Annotated in this window: 13 protein-coding genes and 1 tRNA gene; 11 read left to right on the forward strand and 3 right to left on the reverse strand. The window is 67.3% G+C overall.

What is annotated here, in order from left to right; all coding sequences use genetic code 11:
* Nucleotides 1–231 precede the first annotated feature (231 nt).
* Both Q9R39_RS21335 and Q9R39_RS21340 read left to right on the forward strand, forming a co-directional pair.
* Nucleotides 232–660, forward strand: coding sequence for a nitroreductase family deazaflavin-dependent oxidoreductase (locus Q9R39_RS21335; protein WP_311278204.1), 429 nt, complete (start codon nucleotides 232–234; stop codon nucleotides 658–660).
* Between the two features lie 79 nt (nucleotides 661–739).
* The gene (locus Q9R39_RS21340) at nucleotides 740–1,288 is read left to right on the forward strand and encodes a dihydrofolate reductase family protein (RefSeq protein WP_311278205.1); all 549 of its coding nucleotides are present in this window, start codon (nucleotides 740–742) and stop codon (nucleotides 1,286–1,288) included.
* 6 nt (nucleotides 1,289–1,294) lie between these two features.
* On the opposite strand, the gene Q9R39_RS21345 is transcribed toward Q9R39_RS21340, so the two are convergent.
* A complete protein-coding gene (locus Q9R39_RS21345) occupies nucleotides 1,295–1,729 on the reverse strand; it encodes a DUF309 domain-containing protein (RefSeq protein ID WP_311278206.1) in 435 nt (144 codons plus the stop codon).
* Nucleotides 1,730–1,842: 113 nt separating this feature from the next.
* Here Q9R39_RS21345 and Q9R39_RS21350 point away from each other — a divergent pair, with 113 nt between their 5' ends.
* A complete protein-coding gene (locus tag Q9R39_RS21350; RefSeq protein WP_311278207.1) occupies nucleotides 1,843–2,274 on the forward strand; it encodes a DUF6325 family protein in 432 nt (143 codons plus the stop codon).
* A 21-nt stretch (nucleotides 2,275–2,295) separates the two neighbouring features.
* Here Q9R39_RS21350 and Q9R39_RS21355 read toward each other — a convergent pair whose 3' ends face one another.
* Nucleotides 2,296–4,992 carry a LuxR C-terminal-related transcriptional regulator gene (locus Q9R39_RS21355; RefSeq protein ID WP_311278208.1) on the reverse strand — a complete coding sequence of 899 codons (2,697 nt, stop codon included), beginning with the start codon at nucleotides 4,990–4,992 and terminating at the stop codon, nucleotides 2,296–2,298.
* A gap of 507 nt (nucleotides 4,993–5,499) precedes the next feature.
* On the opposite strand from Q9R39_RS21355, the gene Q9R39_RS21360 reads away from it, so the two are divergent.
* On the forward strand, nucleotides 5,500–5,880 hold the full coding sequence (locus tag Q9R39_RS21360; RefSeq protein WP_068970527.1) for an SHOCT domain-containing protein: 381 nt from the start codon (nucleotides 5,500–5,502) through the stop codon (nucleotides 5,878–5,880).
* A 52-nt stretch (nucleotides 5,881–5,932) separates the two neighbouring features.
* Nucleotides 5,933–7,234 (forward strand): DUF1254 domain-containing protein, encoded by a 1,302-nt coding sequence (locus Q9R39_RS21365; protein WP_068970526.1) that lies wholly within the window; start codon nucleotides 5,933–5,935, stop codon nucleotides 7,232–7,234.
* A 65-nt stretch (nucleotides 7,235–7,299) separates the two neighbouring features.
* Here the strand turns inward: Q9R39_RS21365 and Q9R39_RS21370 are convergent.
* Nucleotides 7,300–7,385 (reverse strand) — tRNA-Leu (locus Q9R39_RS21370).
* A 277-nt stretch (nucleotides 7,386–7,662) separates the two neighbouring features.
* Between Q9R39_RS21370 and Q9R39_RS21375 the strand changes: the two genes are divergently transcribed.
* From Q9R39_RS21375 to Q9R39_RS21400, 6 genes are all read left to right on the forward strand, one after another.
* Complete coding sequence (locus Q9R39_RS21375; protein ID WP_311278209.1) at nucleotides 7,663–8,991, forward strand: DUF3662 and FHA domain-containing protein; 1,329 nt, start codon at nucleotides 7,663–7,665, stop codon at nucleotides 8,989–8,991.
* A 222-nt stretch (nucleotides 8,992–9,213) separates the two neighbouring features.
* Nucleotides 9,214–9,678, forward strand: coding sequence for an FHA domain-containing protein (locus tag Q9R39_RS21380; RefSeq protein ID WP_058253019.1), 465 nt, complete (start codon nucleotides 9,214–9,216; stop codon nucleotides 9,676–9,678).
* Nucleotides 9,675–11,189 carry a PP2C family serine/threonine-protein phosphatase gene (locus Q9R39_RS21385; RefSeq protein WP_068971405.1) on the forward strand — a complete coding sequence of 505 codons (1,515 nt, stop codon included), beginning with the start codon at nucleotides 9,675–9,677 and terminating at the stop codon, nucleotides 11,187–11,189. Before Q9R39_RS21380 ends, Q9R39_RS21385 begins: the two co-directional genes overlap by 4 nt.
* A complete protein-coding gene (locus tag Q9R39_RS21390) occupies nucleotides 11,186–12,619 on the forward strand; it encodes an FtsW/RodA/SpoVE family cell cycle protein (protein WP_311278210.1) in 1,434 nt (477 codons plus the stop codon). Before Q9R39_RS21385 ends, Q9R39_RS21390 begins: the two co-directional genes overlap by 4 nt.
* Complete coding sequence (locus Q9R39_RS21395; RefSeq protein WP_311278211.1) at nucleotides 12,616–14,115, forward strand: penicillin-binding protein 2; 1,500 nt, start codon at nucleotides 12,616–12,618, stop codon at nucleotides 14,113–14,115. The genes Q9R39_RS21390 and Q9R39_RS21395 overlap by 4 nt, the downstream gene beginning before the upstream one ends.
* Nucleotides 14,112–15,479 carry a protein kinase domain-containing protein gene (locus tag Q9R39_RS21400; protein WP_058253015.1) on the forward strand — a complete coding sequence of 456 codons (1,368 nt, stop codon included), beginning with the start codon at nucleotides 14,112–14,114 and terminating at the stop codon, nucleotides 15,477–15,479. Before Q9R39_RS21395 ends, Q9R39_RS21400 begins: the two co-directional genes overlap by 4 nt.
* Nucleotides 15,480–15,522: the final 43 nt, after the last annotated feature.

Genomic DNA, 15,522 nt, shown 5'->3' on the forward strand with positions numbered 1-15,522 from the left:
CGCCCGGAGCTTGCGGAGGGCGCGTCACGAAGGGTCTTCGCAACCCGACTCACCAAGACCCTTCGTGACGCTCGCAAGCTCGCTCCTCAGGGAGCAATAGAAGGGCCCGCACCGAACAGTTCTTTCGTGATCCACGACGGCCGCCAGACCGGAGTTACCGAGGTGCGACGAGCGCAAGCCGCCGGGCCTCGAAGGGTCCCCTCTTGGCTCGACATCCGAGATAGTGGACCCATGACGTCGCTGTTCATCCGAGCACTGCAGACCCACCAATGGCTCTACGAGCATTCCGGCGGACTCGTCGGCCACCGGCTGCTGATGGGCAATCCCACGCTGCTGCTGCGCACGATCGGCCGCCGCACCGGTGAGGCGAGGTGCAATGCGCTCACCTATGCGCGCGACGGCGAGGCCTACCTGGTGGTCGCGTCGAACGGCGGATCGCCGCGACCACCGGGGTGGCTCGCCAACCTCAAAGCGCACCCCAACGTCGAAGTCCAGGTGGGTCGTCGTCGGATTCAGGTCACCGCGCGGGCGACCTACCCGGACGACCCGGACTACGCCCGGCGCTTCGTTCTCGTCGACGAAGTCAACAAGGGTCGCTACGCCGGCTATCAGAATAAGACGACACGCCCACTCGCCATCGTCGAGATGACGCCGCGCTAACAGCGTGCCGTTCCGATGACTATCGACCGGCCCGCCGGTCGGTATCTGGGAGACCACGTCAACGACCCCAGGGAGAAGCATGCGCACGCTGGCGATCACCCAGAACATGACGCTCGACGGTTCGATCGAGATGCTGACCAACTGGTTCGACCCGACCGTCGAGGCACGGGACCTCATGGCCGAGTCCCACCGGCAGGACGCCGAGGCCGACGCGCTGCTCGTCGGCCGGCAGACCTTCGAGGACTTCCGCGGCTTCTGGCCGCACCAGACCGACGACGCCACCGGGATCACCGACTATCTCAACACCGTCGACAAGTACGTGGTGTCGAGCACGATGACCGACCCGGAGTGGCAGAACTCGACCGTTCTGTCCGGCGATGTCGTCGACGAGGTGACCGCACTGAAGAACGCCGACGGCAAGGACATCGTCGTGACCGGCAGCATCAGCCTCTGCCACACGCTGATCGGAGCCGGTCTGGTCGACGAGTACCGGCTTTTCGTCTACCCGACCGTGCAGGGCGCGGGACGCCGCCTGTTCCCGGACGGCCTCGAGATCCCTGCGCTGCTGCTCGTCGACACCAAGAGTTTCGAGCTGGGCGTCTCGCTGCTGCGTTACCGGACGGCGTGACCCGATTCAGGCCGGGTCAGAGTTGATCTCCGCGAACGCACGGTCGCGGATCGCCGCGAGATCCATCCCGTACGTCAGTCCATGAGACTGTTCGTATTCCTCCAACCGCGCAGCCGCCCGGTCGTAAAGTCGGCGGGCACCGACAGCGTTACCCCGACGGTGGTGCGTCAGTCCGACGCATAGCTGCGCGAGTCCCTGCCACAGCGGCCGTTCCTCGGGCGGACATGACTTCCACCGGGTCTCGAACACCTCGTGCGCGGAGAACGGCCGCCCCTCTTCGAGCAACTGGCACGCGAGCGCGATCGTCTCATCGGGCGGCAACGGTTCCTCGGACACCGGTTCGACGCCCTGCGCGCCATACGGCAACGGCCGGCCCAACTCGTCGCGCGGCCGGGCCTGGCGGGCGCGACCATCGGGGTCGCGGTCGCGGGGCTTGTCCATGGATCACCTCCGGTTCGTCGCGACCGCCAGAACTGGCGTCGCTCACCCATTCAGCATGACGACATCACCCGTCCTGCCGCGCACACTCTCCTCACAACGCGGAAGGAGTGACGATGACCAGAGAGCTCGGCCCGGTCGACTACGTGGTGGTGGAACTCCCGGCGGGCGCATCGTCCGTCGACAGGGACGTGCGCGTCGAACTCGCCGGGCTGGTCGACAACCACCTCGTCCGGGTGCTGGATCTGCTCGTCGTCAGCCGCCGCGCGGACGGAACCGTCGCGGTTGCGGAATTCGAGGACTCGGACCTGGACGAGCTCGACTCACTCGGCAGTTCCATGATCGAGTTGCTCTCCCTCGAGGACGTCGAGAACCTCGCCATGGCCATCTCACCGGGCGGCTCCGGTCTCGCCATCGTCTGGGAGTACATCTGCACCGCGTCGTTCTTCTCGGCGGTGGCGTCGGCCGGCGGTCACGTCACCGCGCACGGACGAATACCTGAACGAGCCATCGTCGCATCGCTTCGTGCCGCCAGGGAGTCGTCGTGAACGACTTCGTCATCGACTGCGCTACAACAGGTTCTGTTCTCTGGCACGGTCGACGGCATCCCGGCGCGACGACACCCCCAACTTGCGGTAGATCGCCTGCTGGTGGGTCTTGACCGTGTTGACCGACACGAACAGATCCGCGGCGATCTCTGCCGCCTTGTACATCGTCGGCAGGTACCGGAGAATCACCAACTCGCGTTCGGTCAACGCTTCGCCGACCGGTTCGGCGACGTCGAGATCGCCGGTCTGCGGGGCATCGTCGCCGAGGACTCCGAGCAGATCGAGAGCGAAACCGAGATCGACGTGCGGTCCGGCGATCCGGACATGCCGGGCGAGCAGCACCCGTGCGGGTTCGCCCATCGCCGCGAACGGACGGACCTGACCGACCTCGGCCGCCAGCGCGACCGCAGCAGCCATCTGATCGAGCGCATCGGATTCACGACGGAGTTGATGAGCCGCGACCGCCCACAGCACCCCGGCGTCGACCGCCTGCAACCGGAACGGCGCGTAGTCGGTCAACCGGCCCAACTGCGCAATCGTGTCAGCCGGCCTGCCGAGCTCAAAGAAGGCCCTGGCACGAGTGGTTCGCCGGAGCACATCCGGGTAGGCGCCGACCGATCGCGTACCCGAGAAGTCGTGGCCATCATCGAACGGTGCCCGCGCGACCGAAGCGGCGTCACCTGCGAGGATGGCCACTTCCGCCGCGACCACGGCACACCAACTGCGCAGGAGCGGCGGCAGCGGGCCACATCGTTCGACGACCACCGCCATCCGACGCTGGGCCGCCCGCGCCGCGAACGCGTCCCGACGCGAGACGGCGACGCCCACCGACGCGATCTCCACCAGCAACAACGCCGCACTGTCGGGGGCCTGCCCGACAATTCGGCGAGCCGCGTCGATGGCGGCGTCGGCGACATCGAGCTCGTGACGTTCCAGCAGGAGCAGCGTCTGCGCCGCATACATCGCCATCATCTGGGGTTGCTGCGTCCAACCGCGGCGCCGGGCAGTCGATTCGACGGTCGCAACGCGGTCGGCCGTTCGTGGCAGATCTCCGACGATCAGATCGGTCAACGCCAGGTGCGCCTGCGTCGCCATCGCCATCAACGCCATCCCGGCCGCCTCCGCGGCCGCGTGCGCGCCCTCCAGTTCGGCCGCGGCCCCGCCGAAGTCACCGCGGTGGACCAGTCCCATGGCACGGTTCGCACGAGCGATCAACGCGTAGGCCGGAGCCGCAGGCAGGGTGCTGCCCGATGGTGAGGTCGCCACCCTCGACACTGCTTCGCATCGGGACACCACGTCGTCGACGGCCTCGGCCCGGGCGCGCACCATGGCCGCGAGCGCCAGGATGATCTCCGCGGCAGCCGTCTTCACGTCCTCACGTCGCGCCACCGCGTCGGAGGCCGCCTCCGCGTAATGGAACATGACGCTGAAATCCCGGTCGTGGAACGAGGCGATCACGGAGGCGAGAAGCGTCTCGGCAGTGGGTTGTCGCGCTGCGTGCTCGACCGCGGGCCGCAACGCGGCCGCCAGCTCACCCGCGTGCGGGGACAGCACGAGCGGAACTGCGGATCCACCCAGGACCTCCAGGAGCCCGGCCCAATCCTGCGCCGACGCCAGATGCCGGATCGCCGAGATCGGGTCACCGGTACGACCGAACCAGGCCGCCGCCCGACGATGCAGTTCGGCGGGCGCGTCCGGACTCTCGGCGGCCAGCCGCTCGGCCAACAACTGCCGGAACAGCGGGTGGTAGGCATACCAGTCCCGGCGACCTTCCATTCGAACGGTGAACAGGTTCGCGTCGGCCAGCGATTCGAGGATTCGGCGGCAGTCTGGTCGTAACGTGATCGCCCCGGCCAGTGCCGGATCAAGCGCCTCCGCGACGCTGGTCGCCAGCAGGAACTTGCGGTCCGTCGGCGGGATCTGTTCGAGGACTTCCTCCAACAGGTAGGACGCGATCAGCCGATCGGGTCCTCTCTTCAACCAAGCGCCTAGTCCCGAGGATCCCGCACTCAGCAGCGCGAGTCGTACACCCGCCGCCCAGCCTTCGGTGCGGACCCAGAAGCCGACCAGATCGTCGTCGGACATGGGTTCTGCGCCGGCGAGCTCGGCGAACTGACCCACCTCCCCCCTGGTCATCGTCAGCAGGTCTGCGCCGACCTCGGTGAGACGCCCGTCGAGTTGCAGTCGTCGCAGGTGGAGACGTGGCGTCGTGCGCGAGATGACCACCAGATGGACCTGGTCGGGCTGCGCCGCGATGAAATGCGCGATCGACTCCAGCACGTCGCGATCAGTGATTCGCTGGACATCGTCGAGGACGATGGTCAGCGGCTCCGGATGCGACGCAAGGGCGTCGGCGATGAGGCCGACCTCGGCGGGCCCCAAGTCGTTGCCGGGCACCATCTCGGAGAACGAGCCACCGGCCAGGACATGCGCTGCGGTCAGTGCACCGAGAAGGTCACCCCAGAACGTCGACAATCCGTCGATGTCGCTGACGGCCAGCCACACCGCCCGGTGCCGGTCGCCGCGGGCGGCGAGGTGAGCTGCGACCGCAAGTGTCTTGCCGTATCCGGGTCCCGCCGCGACGACGGTGACGTGGCGCGGTCCCCGAGGTAGCAGGTGCGTGTCGAGCCGGGGCCGCGGGACGAATCCCGGAGGAAGCTCGGGACGGGAGATGCGAAGCCGAAGAGACGGGGGGAGGCGTCGGCTCGCGTCGTTCACCTCGCTGCCCTTCGTCGATTCCCTCGGACCGACGTCATGAGGGTGCCGCAAATAGTAGTCGCGGCGACACGAGCGCGCGCGTAGAAATCGTCCGGTTCGAATGACGACGGCTCGACGACGACGAAGGAGCATCGAGAGCAGCATTCGTCGACCACCGGAGATCTCATGCCCCTTCGTCCCGGCCGGTCCGGCCGTCGGGCCGTCATCGGTCATCCCGTCGTCCGGGTGCTCCCGCACCCGGCATCCGCGGATCTGGTCGACCGATACGCCCGAGGCCTCGCTGCCCAAATGACGCTGCCGCACAACAAATCCGAGACACCGCCATCACCCGAGGGACACAACTGAGCCGCGATACATGCCGCGTCTCACGGTGACCTCCCGACTGCCGGAACTCATACGAGGCGGGTGATCCGATCGGCACCCGAAGACGTCATCCTGACTCCGGGTACCTGCCTCCCGGCTGCCGACACTCATCCTGTTCTGAACCTGGCCCGAAGGAGAGAATTCATGTGGGATTCGTTCTGGGATTTCATCTGGTACACGCTGGTGATCTTCGCGTTCGTCGCTTACCTGATGATTTTGTTCACCATCCTCACCGACCTGTTCCGCGACCGTGAGTTGTCCGGCTGGTGGAAGGCGGTATGGGTCGTGGCGCTCGTCTTCGTGCCGTTCCTGTCCGCGCTCGTGTACCTCATCGCCCGCGGCAGCGGCATGCACACCCGCGCTCTCGACGCGCAGCGGCAACTACAGCAGCAGACCGACGACTACATCCGGTCGGTCGGTCCGAAGTCGTCCGCCGAGCAGATCGCCGACGCGAAAGCGCTCTTGGACTCCGGCGCGATCGACGACAACGAATTCTCCGCGCTCAAGGCCAAAGCACTCGCCTGATCGAGGAGCATTGCCACCCGGCGTGTAGCCGACTCACACAAGGAGTTTCGTCATGACACGGTTGTCCGACGACCTCGCGTCTCTCAGTGCGGACGCGTACACCTACCTCTACTCACTCGTGACGATGGACGTCAGTCGTCGCCAACAGACGGCTCCCGGCGCGTCCGACCGTCCGGGCTTCGGACCCGCCAATCAGTTCCACCATTTGTCGGAGTTCCCGTCGGCCGATTTCCGCGCGGTGGTCCGGCCGAACTTCGACACGCTGTATTCGTCGGCCTGGCTGGATCTGACCGGGGGCCCGGTCATCATCGAGATCCCCGACAGTCAAGACCGCTATTACATGATGCCAATGCTGGACATGTGGACCGACGTCTTCGCCTCCCCTGGCAAACGAACCAGCGGCACCGGCCCTCAGCGGTACGTCGTCGCCCTGCGGGAGCACGACACCTCGCAGATCGACGACGCCGAGGTGATCGTGGCGCCGACTCCCTACGTCTGGGTGATCGGCCGCACCCAGACCAACGGGCCCGCCGACTACGCGTCGGTCAACGAGTTCCAGAAGGGTCTGTCGGTGACTGCTCTGGGGTCGCCGACCACCTCATCCGAGGAACCGGTGGACCCGACTGCCGAGCCGCTGCGCATCGTGAACGCGATGTCGGCCGTCGAGTTCTTCACCCGGGCGGCCGAGGTGTTGAGGGTCGTCCCACCGCACGCCACCGACAACTCCGTGCTGATGCGGATCGCCGGACTCGGACTCGTCCCCGGCCGCAGCTTCGACGCGAGTCGCTTCGGCTCGGACGAGATCGCCGAGATCGAACGGGGAGCGAAGTCGGCTCTCGCGTCCATCGGCGATGTCATGCGCCTCGGCACGGTCGCCAACGGCTGGGAAGTGGTCACGAAATCGATCGGGGTGTACGGCAACGACTATCTGGCGCGATCACAGGTGACTCTGGTGGGGCTGGGCGCGAATCCGCCCGAAGACGCCATCTACCCGCTGTTGTTGACCGACTCCGATGGTCAACCGCTGTCCGGTGAACACGACTACCGACTTCACTTCGCCGCCGGAGAACTACCCCCGGTCGACGCGTTCTGGTCGGTGACCATGTACGACGCCGAGGGCTACCAGGTCGGGAACGAGATCGACCGGTTCGCGATCGGCGACCGCGACAACTTGCGGTTCAACGCCGACGGCTCTTTGGACCTGTACCTCCAGCACGTCAACCCCGGGCCGGAGCTCGTCGACAACTGGTTGCCCACCCCCCGCGGGCCGCTGGGTGTGACGTTGCGCCTGTACGCGCCACAACGGGCGGCGCTCACCGGGGCCTGGACCCCGCCTCCGGTGCGGCGGGTCTGACACGATCCACACCGACGAAAAAGGTCAGGTCGCATGCGACCTGACCTTTTTCATGAGCTCTGCTCTGGTGGGCGAAGGGGGACTTGAACCCCCACGTCCCGAAGGACACTGGCACCTGAAGCCAGCGCGTCTGCCATTCCGCCACTCGCCCGTGGCCACCGGAGTTCCGGTGGGCATGTCGTCGAACTGGGTGTGTCCGGCGACTGGACGACGATAGCAGCACGCCGCCACCGAAACAAAACTCGATCTCCGACGTTGCATTTGCGCACTACGTCGGGTTACGTCAGATGCCGAATACACACCATTGGGACAGGTGTTGCAGACGGTGCACCAGTTGCCTTGGTGGCACAGTTGGCCGTTGATGTCGCTATCATCAAACAAGGCCAGATGCACGGCGACACGCTCTATTGCCGCGAAAGGAGGTCTCGGTGGGGATCCTGCAACGACTGGAACGCAAGCTCGAAGGTGCAGTTGACGACGGTTTTGCCCGTGTCTTCGGTGGTCAGGTGGCCCCGCAGGAGATCGAGAACGGGCTACAGCGAGAAGCCGAGGAGTCGCTCGAGAACCTCGGTGACGGTACGGTCCTTGCGGCCAACAGCTACACCCTGCTGTTCAGTCCCACCGATCATCAGCACATCGCTGCGGAATACGAGCTGAACCGCAAGACTTTCTCGAAGCATTTGGAAAACTTCATCAAGGACAACGGGTGGCAGACCTACGGCAAGGTCGTCGTAGAGTTCGAGCAATCGCCGTCCTTGCACACGGGGATCTTCCGCGCACGCGGCACGGTCAACCCGGACGCGCGGCCCCGCCCGGTGGCAGCACGTTCGGAACAGCCGCACGGTGCACCGGTCCCCGGCCCGCCGGCCGGACGCCCGGCCCCTGTTCCCCCACCTACCGACGCCCCCGACCAAGGAGCCCCCAAGATGACTCAGAATCCCGGATACGACCAGCGCAGGGGCGCCGATCCCGCGTACGACCAGTACGGCCAGGGATCGGGACAGCAGGGCGACCAGGGTTACGGCCAGCAGGGCTACGACCAGTACGGTCAGCAGCCCGGTTACGACCAGGGATACGACCAGCAGGGCTACGACCAGCAAGGCTACGACCAGGGTTACGGCCAGGGTTACGGCCAGCAGCCCGGCTACGGACAGCAGGGTTACAGCCAGCAGGGCTACGACCAGCAGTCCTATGGCCAGCAGCCCGGCTACGGACAGCAGGGATACGACCAGGGCTACGGCCAACAACCCGGCTACGACCAGGGTTATGGCCAGCAGCCCGGCTACGGCCAGCAGGGATACGACCAGGGCTACGGCCAGCAGCCCGCCTACGACCAGGGTTACGGCCAGCAGGGCTATGAGCAGCAGGACTACGGCCAGCCGGCCTATGGCCAGCAGCCCGCCGGGTACGACTACCAGGGCGGTTACGACCAGGGCTACGGCGCGGGCCGGCCGGCAGCGGGGTACGCCCCGTCGTCGATCACGCTGCTGCTCGAGGACGGCAGCAACCGCACCTTCCAGCTGCACGAGGGATCCAATGTGATCGGCCGCGGACAGGACGCGCAGTTCCGTCTTCCCGACACCGGCGTTTCGCGCCGGCACGTGGAGATCCGCTGGGACGGCGCGACCGCCATGCTCACCGATCTCAACTCGACCAACGGCACCACCGTCAACGACCTCCAGGTGAACACCTGGGAACTCGCCGACGGCGACCGCATCCGCGTCGGACACTCCGACATCACCGTTCGGTTCCAGTAGACCCGCATACGCCGAGCGCACGCCCACCGCGGGCGCGCGGCAGTCGACACCGGCCAGAGACCACTCCGGCCGGTTGATACTGAACTGTCATATCCGAATGACCGGGTTCGGCGGATCTGCCCATAAGATGCAGTCGGGTCCGCTCCTTTCGATCGGCGGTCCGACGACTGCTGCCGCGGGTACGACCCGACCGAGACGGAACGCGCTGGAGGTGAACACGACATGCAGGGCTTGGTGCTGCAACTGACCCGCATCGGGTTCCTGTTGTTGCTCTGGTTGTTCGTCTTCGCAGTGATCCGCACCCTGCGCGCCGACATCGCGTCGGCCGGCGGTCTGCGTATGCCCCGGTACTCGGGCGGCTCGGAGAAACGACGCCGCGGTGGTGGCGTCCGCGGCGCGGCCCGCTATCTCGTGGTGACCCACGGTGCACTGGCGAACACTCGGATCAGCCTCGGCCAGCAGCCGGTCCTGCTCGGACGCGCGGACGACTCGACGCTCGTGCTCACCGACGACTACGCCTCCGAGCGGCATGCGCGGCTCTCGCGACGCGGCGACGACTGGTACGTCGAAGACCTCGGCTCCACCAACGGCACCTACCTCGATCGGTCCAAGGTGACGACCGCGGTCAAGGTGCCGCTGAACACGCCGATCCGCATCGGCAAGACCGTGATCGAGTTGCGCCCGTGACACTTGTGTTGCGCTACATCGCGCGCAGCGACCGCGGTCTCGTTCGGTCCAACAACGAGGACTCCTTCTACGCGGGTCCGCGCCTGCTCGCACTCGCCGACGGCATGGGCGGCCACGCGGCCGGCGAAGTCGCCAGCCAACTGGTCATCCGCGCGCTGAGCACGCTCGACGACGACGAGCCCGGCGGCGACCTGCTCACCCAGCTCGACAGCGCCACCCGCGCCGGCAACGAGGCGATCGCCGCGCAGGTGCAGGAGTCACCCGAACTCGACGGCATGGGCACCACGCTCACCGCGATCCTCTTCGCCGGTAGCCGAATCGGGTTGTGCCACATCGGCGATTCCCGCGGCTACATGTACCGCGACGGTGCCCTGACCCAGATCACACGCGACGACACGTTCGTCCAGACCCTCGTCGACGAAGGTCGGATCACCGCCGAACAGGCACACACCCACCCGCAGCGTTCGCTGATCATGCGTGCGCTGACCGGCACCGAGGTCGAACCGACCCTCACCATGCGGGAAGCGCGCGCGGGTGACCGGTACATGCTCTGCAGCGACGGCCTGTCGGACGTTGTGACCGAGGACACCATCGCCGAGACCCTCGGCTCCATCGCTGACCCCAAGGAGTGCGCGGACCGCCTCATCGAGCTCGCACTGCGCGGCGGCGGCCCCGACAACGTGACCGTCGTCCTCGCCGACGTCGTCGACACCCAGTACGGCGACTCGCGACCGATCGTCGGCGGGGCGGCCGGCGGCAACGAGGAGATCTACACCCCCGATCCCGCCACCGCCGCGGGACGCGCCGCGGCACTACGCCCGCCGCCTGCCGAACCGCAGCGTCCGACGGTGCTGACCGAGGACGAGCCCCCCGCCAAGCAGAAGAGCAAGTACCGCCGCTGGATCGTCGCCGGAGTCGCGCTGGCCGTGATCGCCGCGCTCGTCGTCGGAATCTTCGTCGTCCGCGCCATCGTGCGCAGCAACTACTACGTGGCCGCCGACGACACCGGCGATGTGCTCATCTACCAGGGTTCACCGGAGAAGGTCTTCTTCCTGTCGATGAGCAACCCGGTGCAGCGCGTCTGCGTCGAAGATCTCGACCAGGCGGAACCGAGCTACACGTTCATCTCCTACGACGCCTCCTGCGAGTTCCCGCTCAACGTCGACGACCTGGTGTCGGGACCTGCCCAGTCGGTCAAGAACGTGATGATCCGGAACAAGAGCGAAGAACAGATCCAAGGCGTCGTCACCGACGAGCTCACCTTCCGCTGCGACAACGCACCCTCGTCGCCCTCCCCCGCGCCGACTCCCCCGGCACCGGCACCGTCGGAGTCGACGCCGAGCACCGATCCGTCCGCCCCGGCACCCCGCGCCACCGCGGCGCCGGCACCGGGCATCCCGCAGCAGGGCGCCACCGAATCGGTGGCACCGTCCACCGGCAACGCCGGGCCGGCCGACACGCCCGCACCTGACCAGGACGCCGTCACGAGCTGCCGGCAGCAGGTGAGATGACTCGAGCCGCGCCCGCCCCGCACGCCCCGCCACGCCAACCCGCCACGAGCACCGGCCGCAACGCCGAACTGCTGCTCCTGGGATTCGCCATCGGCCTGGTGACGGTGGCGCTGCTCATCGTCCAAGCCGCCCAGGGCCAGAACCTGACCTGGGACATCCTCAAGTACGTCGCCGCGTACACCGCACTGTTCGGGGTCGCCCATCTGGTGGTTCGCCGCTACGCACCCCACGCCGATCCGATCATGCTGCCCGTCGTGGCCGTCCTGAACGGTCTCGGCCTGGTCCTGATCCATCGTCTCGACCTCGGCACGGGCAACACCGGGGAGTCGGTGAATGCCACCGAGGCGACCCGCAACGCCGATCAGCAGTTGCTGTGGGCAGTGCTGGGCATCGTGGCGTTCTCCGCGGTGCTCATCCTCATCCGCGACCACCGCACGCTCTCGCGGTACGCTTACACGCTCGGCCTCGGCGGACTGGTCTTCTTGATCATCCCGGCGATCCTGCCCAGCGCGTTCTCGGAGATCAACGGGTCGAAGAACTGGATCATCACGCCGTTCTTCTCGATCCAGCCCAGTGAGTTCTCCAAGATCCTGATCATCATCTTCGCGGCCGCGGTGCTGGTCTCCAAGCGTGATCTGTTCATCACCGCCGGTCCGCACGTGCTCGGTGTCGACCTCCCGCGCGCCCGTGACCTCGGTCCGCTGCTGGCTGCCTGGGCCATCGCCATCGCCGTCATGGTGGTCCAGAAAGACCTGGGTACGTCGCTGCTGATCTTCGCGACCATCCTGACGATGCTCTACGTGGCCACCTCGCGCGTCGAGTGGCTGGTGCTGGGCATCGGGCTCTTCGCGATCGGCGCGGTCTTCGCGTGGTCGATCTTCTCGCACCTGCAGACCCGGGTCTCGGTGTGGCTGAACCCCTTCGAGGACTTCGACGGCTCGGGCTACCAGATCGGGCAGAGCCTGTTCGGTCTGGCCACGGGCGGACTGTTCGGCACCGGACTCGGTTCGGGCCGGCCCAACATCGTGCCGTTCGCCAACACCGACTTCATCATCTCGACCATCGGCGAGGAACTCGGCCTGGCCGGCCTCACCGCGATCCTGCTGCTGTACATGATCTTCATCCACCGCGGGCTGCGGACCGGCATCGCCGTCCGCGACAGCTTCGGCAAACTCCTGGCGACCGGTCTGGCGTTCACCATCGCGATGCAGATCTTCGTCGTCGTCGGCGGCGTCACCAAGTTGATCCCGCTGACCGGTCTCACGACGCCGTTCCTGTCCTACGGCGGATCGTCGCTGCTGGCCAACTACATCCTGGTCGCGTTGCTCATCCGGATCTCGAACGCCGCGCGGGAGCCCGATCCCGGGAAGAAGCGGCCCGCGGCCAAGCCCGTCGAGGCACTGCCGACGCAGGTGGTGAAGCGCCGATGAACAAGCCGATCCGCAATGTGTCGATGGCGGTGATCGTGATGATCATCGCCCTGCTCGCCAACGCCACCTACGTGCAGGTGTTCAAGGCCGACGCCCTCAAGACCGACCCCCGCAACAATCGGGTGCTGCTCGACGAGTACTCCCGGCAGCGCGGCCTGATCACGACCGCCGACGGCACGGTGATCGCGTTGTCGGTGCCGATCGAGAGCCGCCTGAAGTTCCTGCGCCAGTACCCGCGGGAGGGCGCCGAGGCGTTCGCCCCGGTCACCGGTTTCTACTCGTTCCAGTACCTCGCGAGCCAGATCGAGCACTACGAGAACAGCATTCTCAACGGCTCCGACGACCGGCTCTTCGGTCAGCGGTTCATGGACATGTTCTCCGGGCGCGACCCGCGCGGCGGCAACGTCGTCACGACGATCAACCCCAAGGTGCAGCAGGCCGCGTACCAGGCCATGCTCAACGGGCCGTGCGACGGTCCGTGCCGCGGGGCCGTCGTGGCGCTGCAGCCGAACACCGGCAAGATCCTGGCAATGGTCTCGACGCCGAGCTATGACCCCAACCGGCTCGCGAGCCACGACCAGGAGGTCCGCGAGAGCAGCTGGGAGGCGTGGAACCGGCCCGGCGACACCGCGCAGCCGATGCTCAACCGCGCGATCAGCCAGCTCTACCCGCCCGGCTCGACCTTCAAGGTCGTCACCTCGGCCGCGGCCCTGCGCGACAACATCACCCCGGGCATCCGCCTCACCGCAGCTCCGACCTTCCCGTTGCCGGGCACCGACGTCTCCCTCCCGAACTACGGCGGCGAGACCTGCCCCGGGTCGTCGGGCGGAACCGTGTCGCTCGAGACGGCGTTCAAGTACTCGTGCAACACCGCCTTCGCCGAACTGGTGACCGAGAAGATGTCCGACGCGATCCCCAAGTTCACCGAGACCGCGAGCCTGTTCGGCCTCGACCAGCCCGGCCCCGACATCCCGATGCCCGTCGTCGACTCGACGGTCGGGCAGATCCCGTCCCTCGACGTCCTCGCGCAGGCGTCCATCGGCCAGCGTGACGTCCGGCTCACCCCGCTACAGAACGCGATGATAGCCGCGACGGTGGCCAACGGAGGTGTGCGCATGCAGCCGTACCTGGTCGACAAGTTGCAGGCGGGGGACCTGCGGACCCTGCAGACCACACCGCCGACGACGGCCAACAAGCCGATCACGCCCGAGCAGGCCGCCGAGCTGACGTCGATGATGATCGAGTCGGAGCGGTCGACGGCCGGCGCGGGCGGCCCGGTGTCGATCGCGTCGAAGACCGGTACGGCGGAGAGCGGATCGAGCACGGACACCCCGTTCTCGTGGTACATCGCCTTCGGACCGTCGTCGAACGCACAGATCGCGGTGGCCGTCGTGGTGGAGAATGGACAATTCGGCGCGGACTCGGTCGGAGGGACCGTCGCGGCGCCGATCGGACGAGAAGTGATCAACTCACTGGTGGGAGGTGGCAGTCGATGAGCCTGCAGAACGGCACCACCATCGGCGACCGGTATCGACTCATCCGCCTGATCGCCACGGGCGGCATGGGCCAGGTGTGGGAGGCGCTCGACACGCGCCTGAATCGTCGCGTCGCGGTGAAGGTCCTCAAGGCCGAGTACACCAGCGATCCGGAGTTCATCGCGCGGTTCCGCGCGGAGGCCCAGACCACCGCGAAGCTGAACAACCCCGGGATCGCGAACGTCTTCGACTACGGCGAGACCCCGGATTACAACGGCGGCGACCCGCTCGCGTACCTGGTGATGGAACTCGTCGACGGTGAGCCCCTGAACTCGGTGATCTCCCGCCTCGGGCGGTTGTCGCTGACCAACACCCTCGACATGCTCGAGCAGACCGGCCGCGCCCTGCAGGCCGCGCACAGCCAGGGTCTCGTCCACCGCGACGTCAAACCCGGCAACATCCTGATCACCCCCGTCGGCCAGGTGAAGATCACCGACTTCGGCATCGCCAAGGCCGTCGACTCCGCCCCGGTCACCAAGACCGGGATGGTCATGGGTACCGCGCAGTACATCTCCCCGGAGCAGGCCACCGGCGACGAGGCGACCGCGGCGTCGGATGTCTACTCGCTCGGTGTCGTCGGCTACGAGGCCCTCACCGGGCGTCGTCCGTTCCTCGGCGACGGTGCGATCACCGTCGCGATGAAGCACATCCGGGAAGCACCGCCACCCCTGCCGACGAACCTGCCGTCCGGGGTCCGCGAGCTCATCGAGATCACGATGGCCAAGGACCCGCGGCAGCGCTACGCGAACGGCGGCGAGTTCGCCGACGCGGTCGCCGCCGTGCGTGCCGGGCGTCGTCCGCCGCGACCGGGCGCGATCGCCGGTGCCGCGGCAGGCGCAGCGGGAGCCGCCGCGCTCGGCGCCGCAGTCGCTCGTGGGGCCACCCCGACGGGTGCGGCCTCGCGGCCGGTGACCCCTCGGCCGACGTCGCGGACCGCGGTGGCGCCACCGCCGCCGGACAACAGCTGGACCACCGGTCAGAAGGTCCTGGCCGGCATCGCGGCCGCCCTTCTCGTCGGTGCCATCGGGCTCATCGGGTTCTATCTGGTGAACAGCGGGAACGGGGACGCGGCGACACCACCGCCGCCGTCGACGACGGTCGTCGAGACCACGACCGCGGTGGAACCGACGGAGGAGCCCGACGAGCCGACCACGACTCGACGCACGACCCGTACGACCACCAGCGAAGAGACGTCCAGCGAAGAAACGACGACGGAGACGACCACGCCGCGTCAGCAGACCGACACCTCCGAGCCGCCGCCGGACCCCGGTGCCGCCACCGGCACCCCGTGTTTCCCCGGCGTACCGTTCTCACCGCTGTGCTGATGGTGCTGTGTACGAGCCGTGCGTTTGAGCCGATAGTTTCCGA

It is taken from the genome of Gordonia sp. AC31 (genome assembly GCF_031844505.1).
Taxonomy (GTDB): domain Bacteria; phylum Actinomycetota; class Actinomycetes; order Mycobacteriales; family Mycobacteriaceae; genus Gordonia; species Gordonia hongkongensis.